The sequence below is a fragment of the Ruegeria sp. BHSB172 genome (genome assembly GCF_059613165.1).
This window is the reverse complement of the sequence record NZ_JBXWRZ010000018.1, coordinates 1-15,353: the sequence shown is the minus strand read 5'-3', so window position 1 is coordinate 15,353 and position 15,353 is coordinate 1. Positions and strand designations below refer to the sequence as shown.

General features: G+C 63.9%; 19 protein-coding genes. 5 read left to right on the top strand and 14 right to left on the bottom strand.

Features of this window, described 5'->3' with window-relative positions:
- Positions 1-6: 6 nt before the first annotated feature.
- From tolR to ruvC, 7 genes are all read right to left on the bottom strand, one after another.
- Positions 7-483 (bottom strand): protein TolR, encoded by a 477-nt coding sequence (gene tolR / locus AC2FM3_RS10335; protein WP_496681355.1) that lies wholly within the window; start codon positions 481-483, stop codon positions 7-9.
- A 1-nt stretch (position 484) separates the two neighbouring features.
- Complete coding sequence (gene tolQ, locus AC2FM3_RS10330) at positions 485-1,180, bottom strand: protein TolQ (protein ID WP_496681354.1); 696 nt, start codon at positions 1,178-1,180, stop codon at positions 485-487.
- 108 nt (positions 1,181-1,288) lie between these two features.
- Positions 1,289-1,672: a tol-pal system-associated acyl-CoA thioesterase gene (gene ybgC / locus AC2FM3_RS10325; protein ID WP_496681352.1), complete on the bottom strand. Its 384-nt coding sequence runs from the start codon at positions 1,670-1,672 to the stop codon at positions 1,289-1,291.
- On the bottom strand, positions 1,669-2,292 hold the full coding sequence (locus AC2FM3_RS10320) for a hypothetical protein (protein ID WP_496681350.1): 624 nt from the start codon (positions 2,290-2,292) through the stop codon (positions 1,669-1,671). Before AC2FM3_RS10320 ends, ybgC begins: the two co-directional genes overlap by 4 nt.
- A gap of 62 nt (positions 2,293-2,354) precedes the next feature.
- A complete protein-coding gene (gene ruvB / locus AC2FM3_RS10315) occupies positions 2,355-3,374 on the bottom strand; it encodes a Holliday junction branch migration DNA helicase RuvB (RefSeq protein ID WP_149775762.1) in 1,020 nt (339 codons plus the stop codon).
- Positions 3,375-3,378: 4 nt separating this feature from the next.
- Positions 3,379-4,050 (bottom strand): Holliday junction branch migration protein RuvA, encoded by a 672-nt coding sequence (gene ruvA / locus AC2FM3_RS10310; RefSeq protein ID WP_496681347.1) that lies wholly within the window; start codon positions 4,048-4,050, stop codon positions 3,379-3,381.
- Positions 4,047-4,544 (bottom strand): crossover junction endodeoxyribonuclease RuvC, encoded by a 498-nt coding sequence (gene ruvC / locus AC2FM3_RS10305; RefSeq protein ID WP_496681345.1) that lies wholly within the window; start codon positions 4,542-4,544, stop codon positions 4,047-4,049. Before ruvC ends, ruvA begins: the two co-directional genes overlap by 4 nt.
- Positions 4,545-4,871: 327 nt before the next feature.
- On the opposite strand from ruvC, the gene AC2FM3_RS10300 reads away from it, so the two are divergent.
- On the top strand, positions 4,872-5,084 hold the full coding sequence (locus AC2FM3_RS10300; protein ID WP_496681344.1) for a DUF1127 domain-containing protein: 213 nt from the start codon (positions 4,872-4,874) through the stop codon (positions 5,082-5,084).
- A gap of 99 nt (positions 5,085-5,183) precedes the next feature.
- On the opposite strand, the gene AC2FM3_RS10295 is transcribed toward AC2FM3_RS10300, so the two are convergent.
- The 4 genes from AC2FM3_RS10295 to AC2FM3_RS10280 form a co-directional block, all read right to left on the bottom strand.
- The gene (locus AC2FM3_RS10295) at positions 5,184-5,537 is read right to left on the bottom strand and encodes a hypothetical protein (protein ID WP_490362348.1); all 354 of its coding nucleotides are present in this window, start codon (positions 5,535-5,537) and stop codon (positions 5,184-5,186) included.
- A gap of 98 nt (positions 5,538-5,635) precedes the next feature.
- A complete protein-coding gene (locus AC2FM3_RS10290; RefSeq protein ID WP_496681343.1) occupies positions 5,636-6,514 on the bottom strand; it encodes a 50S ribosomal protein L11 methyltransferase in 879 nt (292 codons plus the stop codon).
- 68 nt (positions 6,515-6,582) lie between these two features.
- Positions 6,583-7,815: an MFS transporter gene (locus AC2FM3_RS10285; protein ID WP_496681342.1), complete on the bottom strand. Its 1,233-nt coding sequence runs from the start codon at positions 7,813-7,815 to the stop codon at positions 6,583-6,585.
- A 77-nt stretch (positions 7,816-7,892) separates the two neighbouring features.
- Positions 7,893-10,088 carry a primosomal protein N' gene (locus AC2FM3_RS10280; RefSeq protein WP_496681340.1) on the bottom strand — a complete coding sequence of 732 codons (2,196 nt, stop codon included), beginning with the start codon at positions 10,086-10,088 and terminating at the stop codon, positions 7,893-7,895.
- A gap of 91 nt (positions 10,089-10,179) precedes the next feature.
- Here AC2FM3_RS10280 and fsa point away from each other — a divergent pair, with 91 nt between their 5' ends.
- From fsa to AC2FM3_RS10260, 4 genes are all read left to right on the top strand, one after another.
- Entirely contained in the window at positions 10,180-10,833 is a 654-nt protein-coding gene (gene fsa / locus AC2FM3_RS10275; protein ID WP_496681339.1) for a fructose-6-phosphate aldolase, read from the top strand.
- A 205-nt stretch (positions 10,834-11,038) separates the two neighbouring features.
- Positions 11,039-11,746, top strand: coding sequence for a DUF484 family protein (locus AC2FM3_RS10270; RefSeq protein WP_496681337.1), 708 nt, complete (start codon positions 11,039-11,041; stop codon positions 11,744-11,746).
- The gene (locus tag AC2FM3_RS10265) at positions 11,743-12,663 is read left to right on the top strand and encodes a tyrosine recombinase XerC (protein ID WP_496681335.1); all 921 of its coding nucleotides are present in this window, start codon (positions 11,743-11,745) and stop codon (positions 12,661-12,663) included. The genes AC2FM3_RS10270 and AC2FM3_RS10265 overlap by 4 nt, the downstream gene beginning before the upstream one ends.
- A 91-nt stretch (positions 12,664-12,754) precedes the next feature.
- Positions 12,755-13,450 (top strand): CDP-alcohol phosphatidyltransferase family protein, encoded by a 696-nt coding sequence (locus tag AC2FM3_RS10260; protein WP_149775773.1) that lies wholly within the window; start codon positions 12,755-12,757, stop codon positions 13,448-13,450.
- Between the two features lie 27 nt (positions 13,451-13,477).
- Here the strand turns inward: AC2FM3_RS10260 and AC2FM3_RS10255 are convergent, their stop codons facing one another.
- The 3 genes from AC2FM3_RS10255 to AC2FM3_RS10245 form a co-directional block, all read right to left on the bottom strand.
- Positions 13,478-13,945: a hypothetical protein gene (locus AC2FM3_RS10255; protein ID WP_496681332.1), complete on the bottom strand. Its 468-nt coding sequence runs from the start codon at positions 13,943-13,945 to the stop codon at positions 13,478-13,480.
- A 76-nt stretch (positions 13,946-14,021) separates the two neighbouring features.
- Complete coding sequence (locus tag AC2FM3_RS10250; RefSeq protein WP_496681329.1) at positions 14,022-14,477, bottom strand: methylated-DNA--[protein]-cysteine S-methyltransferase; 456 nt, start codon at positions 14,475-14,477, stop codon at positions 14,022-14,024.
- A gap of 85 nt (positions 14,478-14,562) precedes the next feature.
- Positions 14,563-15,353 (bottom strand): class I tRNA ligase family protein (locus AC2FM3_RS10245; RefSeq protein ID WP_496681327.1); only part of this gene is annotated, 791 nt, incomplete at its 5' end.

Below are 15,353 nucleotides of genomic sequence, written 5' to 3'. Positions count from 1 at the left end.
GCGGCCTCACTCTTGGCCTTCGTCCAGCGACGGTCCGCCGGTGTCGGTGACCAGGCCCACATTGGAAAAGCCCCCCGCGTTCAACGCGCCCATGACCTGCATGACCTGCGCATAAGGGATCGAGCCGTCGGCCCGTAGAAACACGCGGTCGCTGCTTCGCTCGGCCGCGATGGCGCGCAATTTGCCGACCAGTTCGTCACGCGCGACGTCCGTGGTCTGAATCTGCACCCGTCCATCCGCTGTCATGGTCACGGTCAGCGGTTCCTCGTTGTCGCCGGGCAAGGCGCTGGCCGCCGTCTTGGGCAGGTCGACCGGAACACCCACCGTCATCAGTGGGGCGGCAACCATGAAGATGATCAGCAGCACCAGCATCACGTCCACGAAGGGGGTGACGTTGATCTCGGCCATCGGCTGGGCACGGCCGCGGCGGCGTCCGCGGCGACGCCCGTTGCCGCCCGACGATTGCTGCATCGCCGCGCCCATGTCAGCTGTCCAACTGGCGTGACAGGATGGTCGCGAATTCGTCGGCGAATGCCTCGTATCCGCCGACGATGTGGTCGCTGTCCGCGCTCAGCTTGTTGTAGAAGATCACTGCCGGAATCGCCGCCAGCAGGCCCAAACCGGTGGCCAACAGCGCCTCGGCGATGCCCGGCGCCACGACGGCCAGATTGGTGTTCTGCTGCTCGGCGATTTCGATGAAGGCGTTCATGATGCCCCAGACCGTGCCGAACAGCCCGATGAAGGGCGCGGTGGACCCCACCGTGGCCAGGATCGGCAGGCCCTTGTTCAGCTTTTCGGCCTCTTTCGCTATGGCCACGTCCATCGACCGGTCGATACGGGCCGTGGCCCCCGCGATCAGCCCGCCGTCGTTGCGATGCGACCTGCGCCATTCGATCATCCCGGCCGCGAAGATCTTTTCCGATGCGCCATCGGGCTGCGGTCCGATCTGCTCGAACAGTTCGTCCAGCGGATTGCCCGACCAGAAGGCCTGATCGAATGCCTCCGCCTCGCGCCGGGCCGCGCGATAGTTGATCAGCCGTTGAATGATGATCGACCACGACCAGAAGGATGCGACGACCAGCATCAGCATCACGACTTTGACGATGAATGTCGCGCGGGCAAACAGCCCCCACATGGAGAAATCGATCTCCTGCGCAAGCGCCAGCGTTTCAGCTTCCATGAACCTGCTCTTTGTTTTGCCTGACGGCCGTTGTTTGGCCTTGTTTTACCGAACGCTAGCGCAGTTGCGTGCAAAATGCCATCAGAACCGCCGGGCCTGAGCAAATTGTTACATCAATGCGCGAATCTCTGCCGGCAACCGGATCGGCTTGCCGTCCTTGTTGATGCAAACGGCGGTGACGGTGGCGCGGAAGATCTCGGTGTCACCCCGACGGATCAGCTGTGCCATGGTCAGACGCACGCCCGAGATCGCGACGACCTCGGTCTCGACGATCAACTCGTCGTCGAACCTGGCCGAGGCAAGATAGTCGGCCTCGACGCGCCGCACGACCCAGACGACACCCGCCTCACGCATTGCGTTCTGGTCATTGCCCAGATTCCGGACCCAATCCGACCGGGCGCGCTCGATATAGCGCAGGTAGTTGGCGTGATAGACGACGCCTCCCATGTCGGTGTCCTCGTAATAGACGCGAATGGGAAAGACGTGTTTCATTGCGGACGCTCCATCCGGGCGAACAGGCGCAGCGCGTGCGAAGGGTCCTGCGCCACCGCCGGCAGAACCGGATCATAGGCGGCGCGGATCAGCCCGGCAATGTCGGGCCGAAGGATCGTCGTCTCGCCCGCTACGGCCAGGGGCGAGCGGTCGCGGAACGCCGTGTCGGACCACAGCAAAATGGTCTGAACGACCTGCGACAGGGCCAGGGTTTCAGCCGGCACCTTCGACAACTCGCGATCCATCCGTAGAAAGACGAAAGCCGCTCGGATCGCACCGTCTTCGTCGAAGCGGAAAATCCGGTACTGGTTCGCCCCGGCGCCCTCCAGCCGCGCAACCAGCGGGACAAGATCGGGTATCAGACGATCCAGGTCTGGAACCTCGGGCAACTCGCTCCACTCGCGAAAGAAGAACACCATGCAGTTCGCGCCCAGTTCGGGGTCGGTCTCCGCCATCTTGTGATCGGCCAGCGCAACCACCGCCTCGAACGCGCCTTTGACCGTGGCCAGGGTTTCATCCTCGACCCCGAACACGACAGGCACGATCGGACGGCCCCAGCGCGCAAACAGGAACGCGCCATCGGATCGGGTAAACAGCGCCTGGATCTCTTCGGGTGTCACGCCCTGCCCTTCGTCTTTTGAAAATTCTCTCGCCCCAGCCTTAAAGTCTGAGGCCGGCGGCTTCAACCAAACAGGTCGCTCTGCCCCTTAGGCGCGGCCATGCCCAGATGCGTCCAGGCCTTCTGTGCCAGCATCCGGCCGCGCGGCGTGCGCTGGATCAAGCCCTGTTGCAAAAGATAGGGCTCGATCACTTCTTCCAGCGAGTCGCGGCTTTCCGAAAGGGCGGCCGACAAGGTCTCGATCCCCACCGGGCCACCGCCATAATTCTCGGCGATCAGTTTCAGATAGCGGCGGTCGGCCCCGTCCAGACCCAGATTGTCGACGCCCAGCCGCGTCAGCGCGCCATCGGCCAGCTCGCGTGTGATGCGACCGTCGCCTTCGACAATGGCGAAATCCACGACCCGCCGCAGCAGCCGTCCGGCGATACGGGGGGTGCCCCGCGACCGGCGCGCGATCTCGCGGGCTCCGTCGTCATCGGCCGGCGCGCCCAGCTTGCGGGCGTTGCGGGTGACGATCTCGTGCAGCTCGTCCACGGTGTAGAATTGCAGCCGGGTGGGAATACCGAACCGGTCGCGCAGCGGGGTGGTCAGCAGGCCCATCCGCGTGGTCGCCCCGACCAGGGTAAAGGGCTGCAGCTCGATCCGCACGGTGCGGGCCGCGGGGCCCTCGCCGATCACCAGATCCAGCTCGAAATCCTCCATCGCCGGGTACAACACCTCTTCCACCGCCGGATTCAGGCGGTGAATCTCGTCGATGAACAGCACGTCGCGCTCTTCGAGATTGGTCAGGATCGCCGCAAGATCCCCGGCCTTGGCCAGAACCGGCCCCGAGGTCATGCGGAAGTTCACCCCAAGTTCGCGCGCCATGATCTGCGCCAGCGTCGTCTTGCCCAAGCCCGGAGGGCCGTGGAACAGCGTGTGGTCCATCGCCTCGTTCCGCTGGCGGGCCGACTGGATGAAGATGCGCAGATTGGCCCGCGCCTCGGCCTGGCCGATGAATTCGTCCAGCCCCTGCGGGCGCAAGGCGCGGTCGTTGTCCTCGGGCAGAGGCTGCGGGCGCAGGGTCGGGTCGGCATCAACCATTCATTCAGCCTTTCGGAGCCAGCAGTTTCAACGCCGCGCGGATCAATTCGGCCTCACCGGCATCGGGCAGGTTGGCGGCGGCCTCAGCCACGGCAGAGGCGGCCTCGGACGGGCCATACCCCAGGTTCGACAGCGCCGACAAAGCACCCGCCGACGCCGCACCCGCGCCGGGTTTCGGGGACCGCACGGGGGCCGGCGCCGGGTCTGCGGGTTCAACCACCTCGGCCACGGGGCCGTCCATTGCCTCGGTCACCGTGCCGCCCATCGCCATGACGCCGGGCGCCTTGTCTTTCAGGTCCAGCACGATGCGCTGCGCGGTCTTAGGCCCGACACCCTTGGCCGCCTTTACCGCGCCCCAATCGCCTAGCGCGATGGCCCGGCTGACCCCGTCCGGCCCCAGCGCCCCCAGAATGGCCAGCGACACCTTGGCCCCCACTCCCTGAACCGAGCAGAGCAGCCGGTGCCATTCTTTCTCGACCAGTGACAGAAAGCCGTAAAGCTGCATCAGGTCCTCGCGCACCACCAGATCGGTGTACAGCGAGACCGCCTCGCCCACCCCGGGCAGGGCCGCCATGGTGCGGTCCGAGCAATAGACGATGTAGCCGACCCCGCGCACGTCGATCAGAAGGTGATCCGCCGCGCGGTAGTCGATGCGTCCTGTCAGCTTGCCGATCATGAGACCACCTGTTTGATGCGGGCCTGCGGCGTCGCCCCGTAGAACGCATGGCAGATCGCGATCGCCAGCGCGTCCGCCGCATCGGCCCCCTTGGGCTGGCATCCCGGCAACTGAAGTTTGACCATGTGCAGAATCTGCTCCTTCTCGGCGTGCCCTACGCCCACCACGGTTTTCTTGACCCGGTTGGGCGCATATTCGCCCACCGGCAACCCGGCCTGCGCCAAGGTCAGCAACGCCACTCCGCGCGCCTGACCCAGCTTCAGCGTCCCGGCGCCGTCCTTGTTGACGAAGGTCTGTTCGATCGCTGCCTGGTCGGGTTGATGCTCGGCGATCACCTCGACGATCTGGTTGTGCAGCGACAAAAGCCGCTCGCCCAGATCATCCCCGTCGGATTTGCACAGGCCGTTGGCAACGTGGCTCAGCCGGCTGCCATGTGATTCGATGACGCCCCATCCCAGGGTGCGCAGCCCCGGATCGATGCCCAGAATTCGCATGTTGTGCCTCGGCCTGCTCGGGTTTTCGTGATCTTTTTCATCGATTAGCACGAAGCGTGAACATTTTCCAAGCGAATTGACACCACACCCAAAAACGACACCTATGCTCCACCTGCGACACTGCGGCCTGAATCCGACGCCGAAAGGTCTGAAATCGACATGGCTCGGGGGTCATTTTTCACCTTTTTTTCATGGCTTTTTCAGGTATCGGGACCCTTGCAAAATCTGCATGGGACACATGCAATTTTGTGCCTTGCTCGGGCGCACCTTCGTCATTAGCTGCCGCGCAGCATTTGGAATGAAGCACCAACCAGAAGGAAGCAGGATATGGCTGCACTGGAACCCACCCGCGCCGCAATTGGCTCGATCGGCTTTGCAGGCCGTATCGGCGCTTTTCTGGCCTCGATCGTGAACGCCGTTATCGAATGGAATGATGCCCGCATCACCCGCAAGGCGCTGAACGGCCTGAGCGATCGTGAATTGGAAGACATCGGCCTGTGCCGGGGCGACATCGACGCAGTCGCCGAAGGCCGCCGCTGAACGACAGCCACCACCACTCACTTGCTCACTCCAGCCATCGGTTCGGAGGCGGGGGCAAAAAACGAACACCGCGGACCGGAAGGTGCGCGGTGTTTGCGTTCAAGACAGCTTGTAGATGATCGCCTTGAATTGATCGGACATGAATTGTGTCACCGGATCGATCTGCATGACCCATGCACCGGCCTGTTCGATCGCTGTCCCGCCGTTCAGCACGTCGAGCCGGGTTTGGTACCCGGACGGTCCCAGGCTGGACAACAGGAAAGCCTTGAATGCAAACACCCCGACCAGACACATGACAAGAACCTTCAGCGGAACGGCCGAGCGCACCCGTTGGGGTTTCATGACGACCAAACCATCTTTGCGCATGGTCGCGCGATAGCCGCGGCTCATCTTGTTGTGTTTCTTTGTCAGCCGATGAACGCGCTGATCGAATTCAAGTTGTTTTCCTGTCATGGCAGCCTCCAAAAACCGCCCCCCAAATTCATTGGATGACGGTAGAAGGAGAATGCGTCAAAACCGTGGCAAAAATCCACAAAACTCCTGCAAATGGTCTAATTTGCGCCCTGTTTGGTTAAGACTAGCGTCGTCCATTCACCAATCATTGATCGATCCATCGTATTGAACCCGTTTCGTGTATAAACCGATTCCACTTCGTCGGCCTGCTCGTTGAGGATTCCCGACAGGATCGCATGTCCGCCTCCGCGCAGATTCTGCGCGATTTCCGGCGCAAGGGCCACCAGCGGACCCTTCAGAATGTTGGCAAAAATCAGATCGTAAGGCGCCGCCGCTTGGAGGTCGGGATGGTCAAATCCTGCGGCCTCGACACAACGGACGGCCCCGGCCATGCCGTTGGCCTTCAAGTTGGCCTCGGCCACTTCTACGGCAACCTCGTCGATGTCGCTGGCCAGAATCTCGCCCGACCAGACCCGCGCCGCCGCCATCGCCAAAACCGCCGTACCGCAGCCGATATCAGCGACCTTGCTGGCCTTGAACCCTTGTTCAATCAGCTTATCAAGCGCCCTAAGACACCCCAGCGTGGTTCCGTGGTGCCCCGTACCAAAGGCCATCGCCGCCTCGATCAGCAGCGGGATGCGTCCCTCGGGCAGCTTGTCGGCATCGTGGCTGCCATAGACGAAAAACCGCCCGGCCTCGACCGGGGCCAGCTCGCGCCGGACATGGGCGACCCAGTCGGTTTCCGGCAGTTCCGACACCACGAACGGCTTGGCTTCGAAGGCCGCCGCCAGCAGGACCAGTGCAGCCTCGTCCGGGGTTTCGGTGAAATAGCCGCCGACCTCCCAGAGGCCCGAGCCGTCCTCGACCTCAAAAACGCCCACGCCGGTGGGTTCGGGATCCAGACGCTCCATCGCTTCGCCGAGGCTTTCGGCCGCGGCTTTGCCTTTCAGGGTAGTCAAGGCGGTGAATGTAGGCATGGGAACCTCCTGCAGAAACCGCCTTTGCGCCTAGGGCCGTCAGCCGTCGAGGTCAAGCGTCCCGGGTGTCATTCGGCCGGTGCGGGGGCGTATTTCGAAAAGACGGTCTCGTTCCCCGGCTCGGGATGGCGCGGGATCAGCAGCGACAGCGCCAGAGAGATCAGCGCCATGCCCGCCGCCAGGCCGAACACCGCCCCCGGCGACACGACCCACAACAGCCCCAGCAGCGCCGGCAGAAACACCGCCGCGATGTGGTTGATGGTAAAGGCCACCGCCGCGGTGGGTGCAATATCGGCCGGATCGGCGATTTTTTGGAAATAGGTCTTGAGCGCCAAAGCCAGCGCGAACAGCACGTGGTCGATGACGTAGAGAATGGCCGCCAGCAGCACGCCCCATCCAAACCAGTAGATGCCGCCATAGGCCGCAAATACGATAGCAAGGCCCAGATATTCGAAGATCAGCGTGCGCCGCTCGCCAAACACCGAGACGGCCTTGCCCAGCAAGGGGGCTGCGGCCATGTTGATGATCAGGTTGATGAGGTACAGGCTGGTCAGGTGATGCACTTCGAAGCCGAAGCGTTCGACCATCATGAACCCCGCGAACACGACGAAGATCTGCCGCCGCGCGCCCGCCATGAACTGCAGCGCATAATACAGCCAGTAGCGGCGGCGCAGCACGATTTTCTTGGTCTGCGGTGTCGGCGCATCGAATTGCGGATAGGCGATCAGGCAGAACAGCGCCAGCACCGCGGTCAAACCACCAGCCGCCATAAAGACCGTGTTGTAGGACAGATCGAACCGATCCCAGGTCAGCACGATCAGCCCATAGACCACAAGCGTCGCGGCCGATCCCATCGCCACCAGCCACCCCAGCACCTGCGGGGCGCGGTCCTTGGGCAGCCATTGCAGCTGAAGCGATTGATTGACCGTTTCGTAGTAGTGAAACCCGATCGAGCTGAACAGGGTCACAAACAGCAGCCCGGCGAGGCTGGGAAACCAGGCCGTCACCGCCGTGGCCACGCCCAGCAGCATCAGCGAAATCATGGCCAGCACCTGTTCGCGCACGAAAAGGATCACCGCGATCACGCCAACGGCCAGAAAGCCCGGGATTTCGCGTACTGTGTGCAGCAGGCCGATGTCTGCCCCGTCGAAATCCGCGACTTCGATCACGAAGTTGTTCAGCAGTGCGCTCCATGCATTGAACGCAATTGGCATGGTCAGCGCCATCACGAACAGCAAAGTGACGGGGCGGCGCCAGAACGGCAGGCTCTGGGCCTGGGACAGGGGCATCGGTTTCAGCATGAGAGTTCTCTACGCCCAATCCGCCCGGCTGGCGAGAGGAAATCCCCCGTGCACATCGGGTCTGCGCTGATGCAGGGTCAGTAGAAGCTCTGCGGGTCGATATCGACGGTCAGGCGGATGTCGCCCTTCAGGCGCACCGGTGCGATCCAGCGGGCGATGGCGTCCTGGATCGGCGCCCCCTTGGGCGCCTTGATCAGCAGCCGCACCCGGTGCCGCCCGCGGATACGGGCAATCGGCGCCGGGGCTGGCCCAAAGACTTGTGCCCCGATCTGCCGCAGCGGCGCGTCATTGCGCGCCAATATGTTGCCGATATCAAAGACGGGCCCGACCTCGGGGCCGGACAGCACGATTCCCGCCATCCGGCCATAGGGCGGCACCCCGGCCGCCTGACGCCCGGCGGCCTCGGCCCGCCAGAATCCTTCCTCGTCCCCTGACAGGATCGCGCGGATCACCGGGTGTTCGGGCTGAAAGGTCTGCAGCAGCGCCGTCCCCGGCTTGTCGGCCCGCCCGGCCCGGCCGGCCACCTGCCGCATCAGTTGAAAGGTCCGCTCGGCTGCGCGCAGGTCGGACCCGTGCAGGCCCAGATCCGAGTCGATCACCCCGACCAGCGTCAGGTTCGGGAAATTGTGCCCCTTGGCCACCAGCTGCGTACCGATGACGATATCGGCGTCGCCCTCGGCGATCTCTTCGATCTTGGCCTTCAGCGCCCGGGCCGAGCCGAACAGGTCGGAACTGAGCATGGCGATGCGGGCGTCGGGAAAGGTCGCCTCGGCCTCTTCGGCCAGACGTTCGATGCCGGGGCCGACCGGGGCCAGCTTGCCCTCGACCCCGCAGGCGGGGCAGGCCTCGGGCATGGGCTTGGTCTCGCCGCACTGGTGGCACATCAGACGTTTGAGGAACCGGTGCTCGACCATGCGCGCATCGCAGTGGTCGCAGGCGATCTGTTCGCCGCAGGCCCGGCACAACGTCACCGGCGCATATCCCCGGCGGTTTATGAACAGCAGCGACTGTTCGCGCTTCTCGATGCGCGCCTGCACCGCCTGGCGCAGGCTGGGGGAAATCCAGGTGCCCGGCTGCATCTTCTCGGCGCGCATGTCGATGGTCTTCATGTCCGGCAGCACCGCCGCCCCAAAGCGCGAGGTCAGGTCCAGTCGGTCATACTTGCCGGCCTCGGCATTGGCCCAGCTTTCCAGCGACGGTGTCGCGCTGGCCAAGATCACGCGCGACCCGCAGATCGCCGCCCGCAGAACCGCCATGTCGCGCGCATTGTAATGCACCCCGTCTTCCTGCTTGTAAGAGGTGTCGTGTTCCTCATCCACCACGATCAGGCCCAGATCGCGGAACGGCAGAAACAGCGCCGACCGCGCGCCCACCACCATCTGCGCATCGCCCTGCCCGACCATGCGCCAGACACGGCGGCGTTCAGTCATCGTGGCACCGGAATGCCATTCGGCCGGGCGCGCGCCGAACCGCTCCTCGACCCGCGTCAGAAACTCGGCGGTCAGCGCGATTTCTGGCAGCAGCACCAGCGCCTGCCGGCCCATGCGCAGCGCTTCGGCCACCGCTTCAAGGTAGACCTCGGTCTTGCCCGACCCGGTCACGCCCTTCAGCAGCGTGGTGCCATAAGTTCCGCTGCGCAGTGCCGCCCGCAACGTGTCGGCGGCAGCGGTCTGGTCGGGGGTCAGAGCTTTGCCGGGCCGGTCCGGATCCAGCGTCGGATAAGGCAGGTCGCGGGGGCTGTCCTCCTCACGCACTGCGCCCTGCTTGACCAACCCTTTGACGACCGACGAAGTGACCCCGGCCATCTCGGCCAGTTCTTTCAGAGTAAAGGCCAGCCCGCCATAATCACGCAGCACCTCCAGCACCCGGGCGCGGGCGTCGGTCATGCGGTCGGGTGTGCCGCTGCCCAGCCGATAGACCTTGCGCATCGACAGCGGGTCGCCCAGTCCGGGCGCGCGGGTGGCCAGCCGCAGCATGGCCGGCATCGGCGTCAGCGTGTAGTCTGCCGCACGCTGCAGGAACAGGCGCATCTCTTGGCGCATGGGCGCCACGTCCAGCACCCGGATGACCGAGCGGATCTTGCTGCGATCGAAATCACCGCGCCCGGCCCCCCAGACCACGCCCAACACCTTGCGCGGACCCAGCGGCACCTCGACGAAGGCGCCTAGGAAACACCCCCCCTCGGGCGCCTTGTAATCCAACGTCCGGTCCAGCGGCTGGGTCGTCAGAACCGCCACCAGCTCACCTTGGTCGAATTGCACCGGGTCGCTCAATGCGCGCCTTTCTTCAGCAGGGGTTTCAGCACGGGTCTCTTTGAGGTAAAGGCATCCGCGAGCAAGGCCAACCCATCAAAGGACTGCCCCGATGAAATTCTTCGTAGACACAGCCGAAATCGACGCCATCGCCGAGTTGAACGACCTGGGCATGGTGGACGGTGTCACCACCAACCCCTCGCTGATCCTGAAATCGGGTCGCGACATTCTGGAAGTGACCAAGGAAATCTGCGACCTGGTCGATGGCCCGGTTTCCGCCGAAGTCGTCGCCACCGAGGTCGATGACATGATCGCCGAAGGCCGCAAGCTGGCGCAGATCGCACCGAACATCGCCGTCAAGGTGCCGCTGACCTGGGCCGGTTTGAAAACCTGCAAGACGCTCAGCGACGAGGGCCAGATGGTTAACGTCACCCTGTGCTTCTCGGTCAACCAAGCGATTCTGGCGGCCAAGGCGGGCGCGACCTTCATTTCGCCCTTCATCGGACGTCTGGACGACATCAACCTCGACGGCATGGACCTGATCGCCGACATCCGTCAGGTCTATGACAATTACGGGTTCGAAACCGAAATCCTAGCCGCCTCGATCCGCAGCGTGAACCATGTGGCCGACAGCGCCCGCATCGGCGCCGACGTGATCACCGCCCCGCCCGCCGTGATCAAGAAGCTGGCTGACCACCCGCTGACCGACAAGGGGCTCGAGGCCTTCCTGTCGGATTGGGCCAAGACCGGCCAGAAAATCCTGTAACCCGCTAATCCCAAGCACCACCGCGCGGCCCCCGCCAGGGGCCGCGCCTGGCCCAACTGCACGGGCCTGATCAGCGATCAGGCCCGTGCAGGCGGGAGCCAAGCCCCCACACTCGGCACCTAATCCACCTAAACGTGCATTTTTCCCAAGGTATTTCCGGGCACCCGTGCTATAATGCACCCAACAAAAAAAGACCGGACAGGATATGAGCAGCAACCCCAAACTCGAGGACAACCTCCGCGCAGCGATTCTGGCAAAACCGGATGCGGTGCTGGACGACAAGGACCTGATGCAGGCGCTGGTCGCCGCGAACGAACGCGCCCGCGGAGACAACATCATCGACCTGCGCGGAATCGCCATGCAGCGGCTCGAGGCGCGGCTGGATCGTCTGGAGGACACGCACCGCTCGGTCATCGCCGCCGCCTACGAGAACCTGGCCGGCACCAACCAGGTGCACCGCGCCATCCTGCGTCTTCTCGAACCGGCGGAGTTCGAGGATTTCCTGCGCACACTGGGCACCGACGTCGCCGACATCCTGCGGGTCGACCGGATCACTCTTGTTCTGGAAACTACGGCCGCGCAACACGATCCGGGAATCGCCAGGCTGGACGGTATTCTAACGGTGGCCGAACCCGGCTTCATCGACCGCTACCTGAGCCACGACCGCGGCGGCCCGGCCCGCGACGTCGTGCTGCGCGAGATTCACCAACCCAACCGATTGGTGCACGGTGATCAGGCCGGCGAACTTCAATCCGAAGCCTGCATGCTGCTGGACCTGGGCACGGGCCGCCTGCCGGGCATGATCGTAATGGGCGCGCGCGACCCGCGGCATTTCTCTCCGCAGTTGGGCACCGATCTGCTGGCGTTTTTCGCCGGCGTGTTCGAACGGTCGATGCGCCACTGGCTGTCATGAGCCTGATCTCTCCGGCCTGCCGCGATGCGCTACAAGTGTGGCTGGAGAGTCTCTCGGCGCTTGCGGGCCGGTCGGAAAACACCACCAACGCCTATCGTCGGGATGTCACCGATTTCCTGGCCTTCATGACCCTGCATCACAGCGAACGTCAGGGGTTGGCCGCGCTGGAACGGATCAGCGTGTCGGACATGCGGGCCTGGATGGCGCAACAGCGCGACTCCGGCGTCGGCGCCCGATCTCTGGCGCGCAAGCTGTCGGCCGTCAAAAGCTTCTACCGCTGGCTGGCCGAGCGCGAGGGGTTCGAGCCCACCGCCGTCCTGTCCACCCGCGCGCCGAAATTCACCAAAAAGCTGCCGCGCCCCCTAGCCGAAGACGCCGCCCGCGCCGTGATCGAGGCGGTCGAGTTGCAATCCAGTTCGGATTGGGTTGCGGCCCGCGACGTGGCCGTGGTGACCCTGCTCTATGGCTGCGGACTGCGCATTTCCGAGGCCCTCTCGCTGACCGGCGCTGACGCGCCCCTGCCCGAGACGCTCAGAATCGTCGGCAAGGGCGACAAGGAGCGAATCGTTCCGGTCATTCCCGCCGCACGGCAGGCGGTGGACCGGTACCTGGAGTTGTGCCCGCACCCGCAAAGTGCAACCGCCCCACTGTTCCGCGGTGTGCGTGGCAAGGCGCTGAACCCACGGGCGATCCAAGGCGTCATGGCAAAGGCGCGCATGCAGTTGGGCCTGCCGGCAACGGCCACGCCCCATGCCATGCGCCACAGCTTTGCCACGCACCTTCTGTCGGCCGGTGGCGACCTCCGAGCCATTCAGGAACTGCTGGGACACGCGTCTCTGTCCACAACGCAGGCTTATACCGCCGTCGATACCGCGCGGCTGATGGAGGTCTACAACCGCACCCACCCCAAGGCCTGAACGCAACGGAATCGCCACGACCGCCTGCATAGACCCTTAGGGGTGGGATTTTGCTTTGCATCTCGGGCGCGCATCGTACATGACACGGGCCATGACACTCAGATTCAAAGCCTTAGCCGTCCATTTGTTCACCGCGACTGGTGCCGTTTTTGCCATGCTGGCCATGCTGGCAGCGGTCGAGGAAAAATGGAGCCTGATGTTCCTTTGGCTGGTGGTGTCTTTCATTGTCGACGGAATCGACGGGCCCCTGGCGCGGCACTACCACGTCAAGAAAAACGCGCCCGAGTTCGACGGAGTGCTGCTGGACCTGATCATCGATTATCTGACCTACGTGTTCATTCCGGCCTATGCGCTGTTCAAATCCGGCCTGATGGACGGTTGGACCGGCTGGTTCGCAATTATCGTCATCACCTTCGCTAGCGCGATGTATTTCGCCGACACGCGGATGAAAACCAAGGACAATTCCTTTTCCGGCTTCCCGGGTTGCTGGAACATGGTCGTGGTGGTGATCTTCGCGCTGAAACCCGATTTCTGGTTCAGCCTGATCCTTGTGGCGCTGCTGGCCGTGGCAATGTTCCTGCCGCTGAAATTCATCCACCCCGTGCGTACGGAACGCTGGCGCAACCTTTCCCTGCCCATGGCCTTCGCCTGGACGTTTTTCGCCGGATGGGCCGCCTGGGTCGATTTCCACCCGCAAAGCTGGGCGCATTGGGGCCTTGTCGTCACCAGCCTGTATCTGGTGTTTGCTGGTATTGCCCAGCAACTGATCCCGCAAAGGACCGGATGACCCCGCCGCGCAGGGCGAGGCCGAAGCTCACAGGATTTCCTGGATCTCGAATTCGGTTCCGTTGTGGGTGAACACGTCGCCCTTCTGCAAACCGGCCATCGCCAGGTAAATCGGGCTTTGGGGTGAAATCCCCATATATGTGTCCCCGTCAACGTCGAATCGCGTGGTCGAGACGCAGACGACGAAATGCCGGTCATTCAGCTTGACCACCGCGCCCGGCTCGACCGTCTGTTTCGGACCGAAATCGGTGTTTTCGATCACGTCGATCTTGGCATGATGTGCATGCACCGGCCCGTCGAAAGCCGCCGCCAGATCGGCGCTCTCGCGCGAGGCGGCGATGTCGTCCTTGTCATGCACCTCGCGATCGTCCAGCTGCGACTCTTTCAAAAAGGCCTCGTGATGGGCCTGCGCGACTTCAAGCTCCTGGGCTTCCAGGGCCATCAGGCGGTCGATGATGGCTTTCTTGCGGGCAGCCGGGTCTGTCTGAGCGGTCATGCAATGCGGTCCTTCGCTGTCGAATTCCATCTCAGGTTGGGACGCTTTGCGGTGGATTGCAACTGGATTCCGGTGATCAGATCAGCAGGCTCGCGGCGCCTTCGTGGCGCAACAAGGCCACCTTGCTCTCGATTCCGCCCTGGCCGGAAAACCCGCCCAGCCCGTTCGCAGCCAACACCCGGTGGCAGGGAATGATCACCGGAATCGGATTGGCTCCGCAGGCTTGTCCCACGGCCTGTGCGGGGTGCCCCAGTTCGCGCGCAATGTCGCCATAGGTGCGGGTGTCACCGAAGGGAATTGCAGACATCACCGCGCAGACCGCACGCTGAAACTTTGATCCGTTGACGTGCAGCGGCAGGTCGAAGCGGCGCAGGCTGCCTTCGGCGTAGGCCATCACCTGCGAGGCGGCTTCGGCAAGCAGCGGAGTCGTATCGCCCTCCGTTTGGCCGCCCCAGACCAGCCGAGTGATGGCGCCGCCTTCTTCCTCGATCCCGAGGCATCCGAACTGGGTTTGAACCGCAATCATCGGCATGGCTGCAGGGTTTCAGATCAGCACGCCGCCCGCAAGTCGCAAAAAAAGCCCCCGCGCTATGGCGGGGGGCTTTCGGGGTTTACGTTCAGCTCAGGGCGGTGTCGCAGCGACCGCAGACACCGGGATGCGCGTGGCGCCCCACATCCGGCAGGATCTTCCAGCAACGCTGGCACTTGGCCCCTTCGGCCTTTTCGAACACGACGCCGACGCCTTCGACCTCGGGCAGGCGGAAGGCCTCGGCCGGGGCCGGGTCGGCGGTGACAGTCAGGCCCGAGGTGATGCACAGGTCATCCACGTCGAAAGTGGCCAGCAGGTCACGGGTTTCGGCATCCTCGACATGCACGACCGGCGCGGCTTCGAGGCTGGAGCCGATGACCTTGTCGCGGCGCTGCACTTCCAGCGCGGCGGTCACCGCACGACGTACACGGCGGATCTTGGCCATGTTCTCCTCAAGCGCGGGGTCGCGCCAATCGGCAGGCGTGTCGGGGAAGTCGACCAGATGCACCGAGCTGTCCTCGCCCGGGAACCGCTCCAGCCAGACCTCTTCCATCGTAAACGGCAGGATCGGTGCCAGCCAGGTGGTCAGACGGTGGAACAGGATATCCAGCACCGTGCGCGCGGCCCTGCGGCGCGGGGTGTCCCCATCGCAATACAGCGCATCCTTGCGCACGTCGAAATAGAAGGCCGACAGGTCGACCGTGGCAAAGTTGAACACCGCGCTGAACACGCCCTGGAAGTCGAACGCGGCATAGCCCTTGCGGACCTGCTCGTCCAATTCGGCGAGGCGGCTGAGCACCCAACGTTCCAGACGCGGCATCTCGGCCGGGTCGATCCGGTCGGCCTCGGTGAAATCGGCCAGCGAACCCAGCATAAAAC

Bases quoted from the DNA above. Each gene is read 5' to 3' on its own strand.
- ruvB (WP_149775762.1), bottom strand. From the start codon at position 3,374: ATGGTTGATGCCGACCCGACCCTGCGCCCGCAGCCTCTGCCCGAGGAC.
- AC2FM3_RS10265 (WP_496681335.1), top strand. From the start codon at position 11,743: ATGAGCCTGATCTCTCCGGCCTGCCGCGATGCGCTACAAGTGTGGCTG.
- AC2FM3_RS10300 (WP_496681344.1), top strand. From the start codon at position 4,872: ATGGCTGCACTGGAACCCACCCGCGCCGCAATTGGCTCGATCGGCTTT.
- AC2FM3_RS10255 (WP_496681332.1), bottom strand. From the start codon at position 13,945: ATGACCGCTCAGACAGACCCGGCTGCCCGCAAGAAAGCCATCATCGAC.
- ruvA (WP_496681347.1), bottom strand. From the start codon at position 4,050: ATGATCGGCAAGCTGACAGGACGCATCGACTACCGCGCGGCGGATCAC.
- AC2FM3_RS10250 (WP_496681329.1), bottom strand. From the start codon at position 14,477: ATGCCGATGATTGCGGTTCAAACCCAGTTCGGATGCCTCGGGATCGAG.
- ruvC (WP_496681345.1), bottom strand. From the start codon at position 4,544: ATGCGAATTCTGGGCATCGATCCGGGGCTGCGCACCCTGGGATGGGGC.
- AC2FM3_RS10295 (WP_490362348.1), bottom strand. From the start codon at position 5,537: ATGACAGGAAAACAACTTGAATTCGATCAGCGCGTTCATCGGCTGACA.
- AC2FM3_RS10270 (WP_496681337.1), top strand. From the start codon at position 11,039: ATGAGCAGCAACCCCAAACTCGAGGACAACCTCCGCGCAGCGATTCTG.
- AC2FM3_RS10260 (WP_149775773.1), top strand. From the start codon at position 12,755: ATGACACTCAGATTCAAAGCCTTAGCCGTCCATTTGTTCACCGCGACT.
- AC2FM3_RS10285 (WP_496681342.1), bottom strand. From the start codon at position 7,815: ATGCTGAAACCGATGCCCCTGTCCCAGGCCCAGAGCCTGCCGTTCTGG.
- AC2FM3_RS10290 (WP_496681343.1), bottom strand. From the start codon at position 6,514: ATGCCTACATTCACCGCCTTGACTACCCTGAAAGGCAAAGCCGCGGCC.
- fsa (WP_496681339.1), top strand. From the start codon at position 10,180: ATGAAATTCTTCGTAGACACAGCCGAAATCGACGCCATCGCCGAGTTG.
- tolQ (WP_496681354.1), bottom strand. From the start codon at position 1,180: ATGGAAGCTGAAACGCTGGCGCTTGCGCAGGAGATCGATTTCTCCATG.
- ybgC (WP_496681352.1), bottom strand. From the start codon at position 1,672: ATGAAACACGTCTTTCCCATTCGCGTCTATTACGAGGACACCGACATG.
- tolR (WP_496681355.1), bottom strand. From the start codon at position 483: ATGGGCGCGGCGATGCAGCAATCGTCGGGCGGCAACGGGCGTCGCCGC.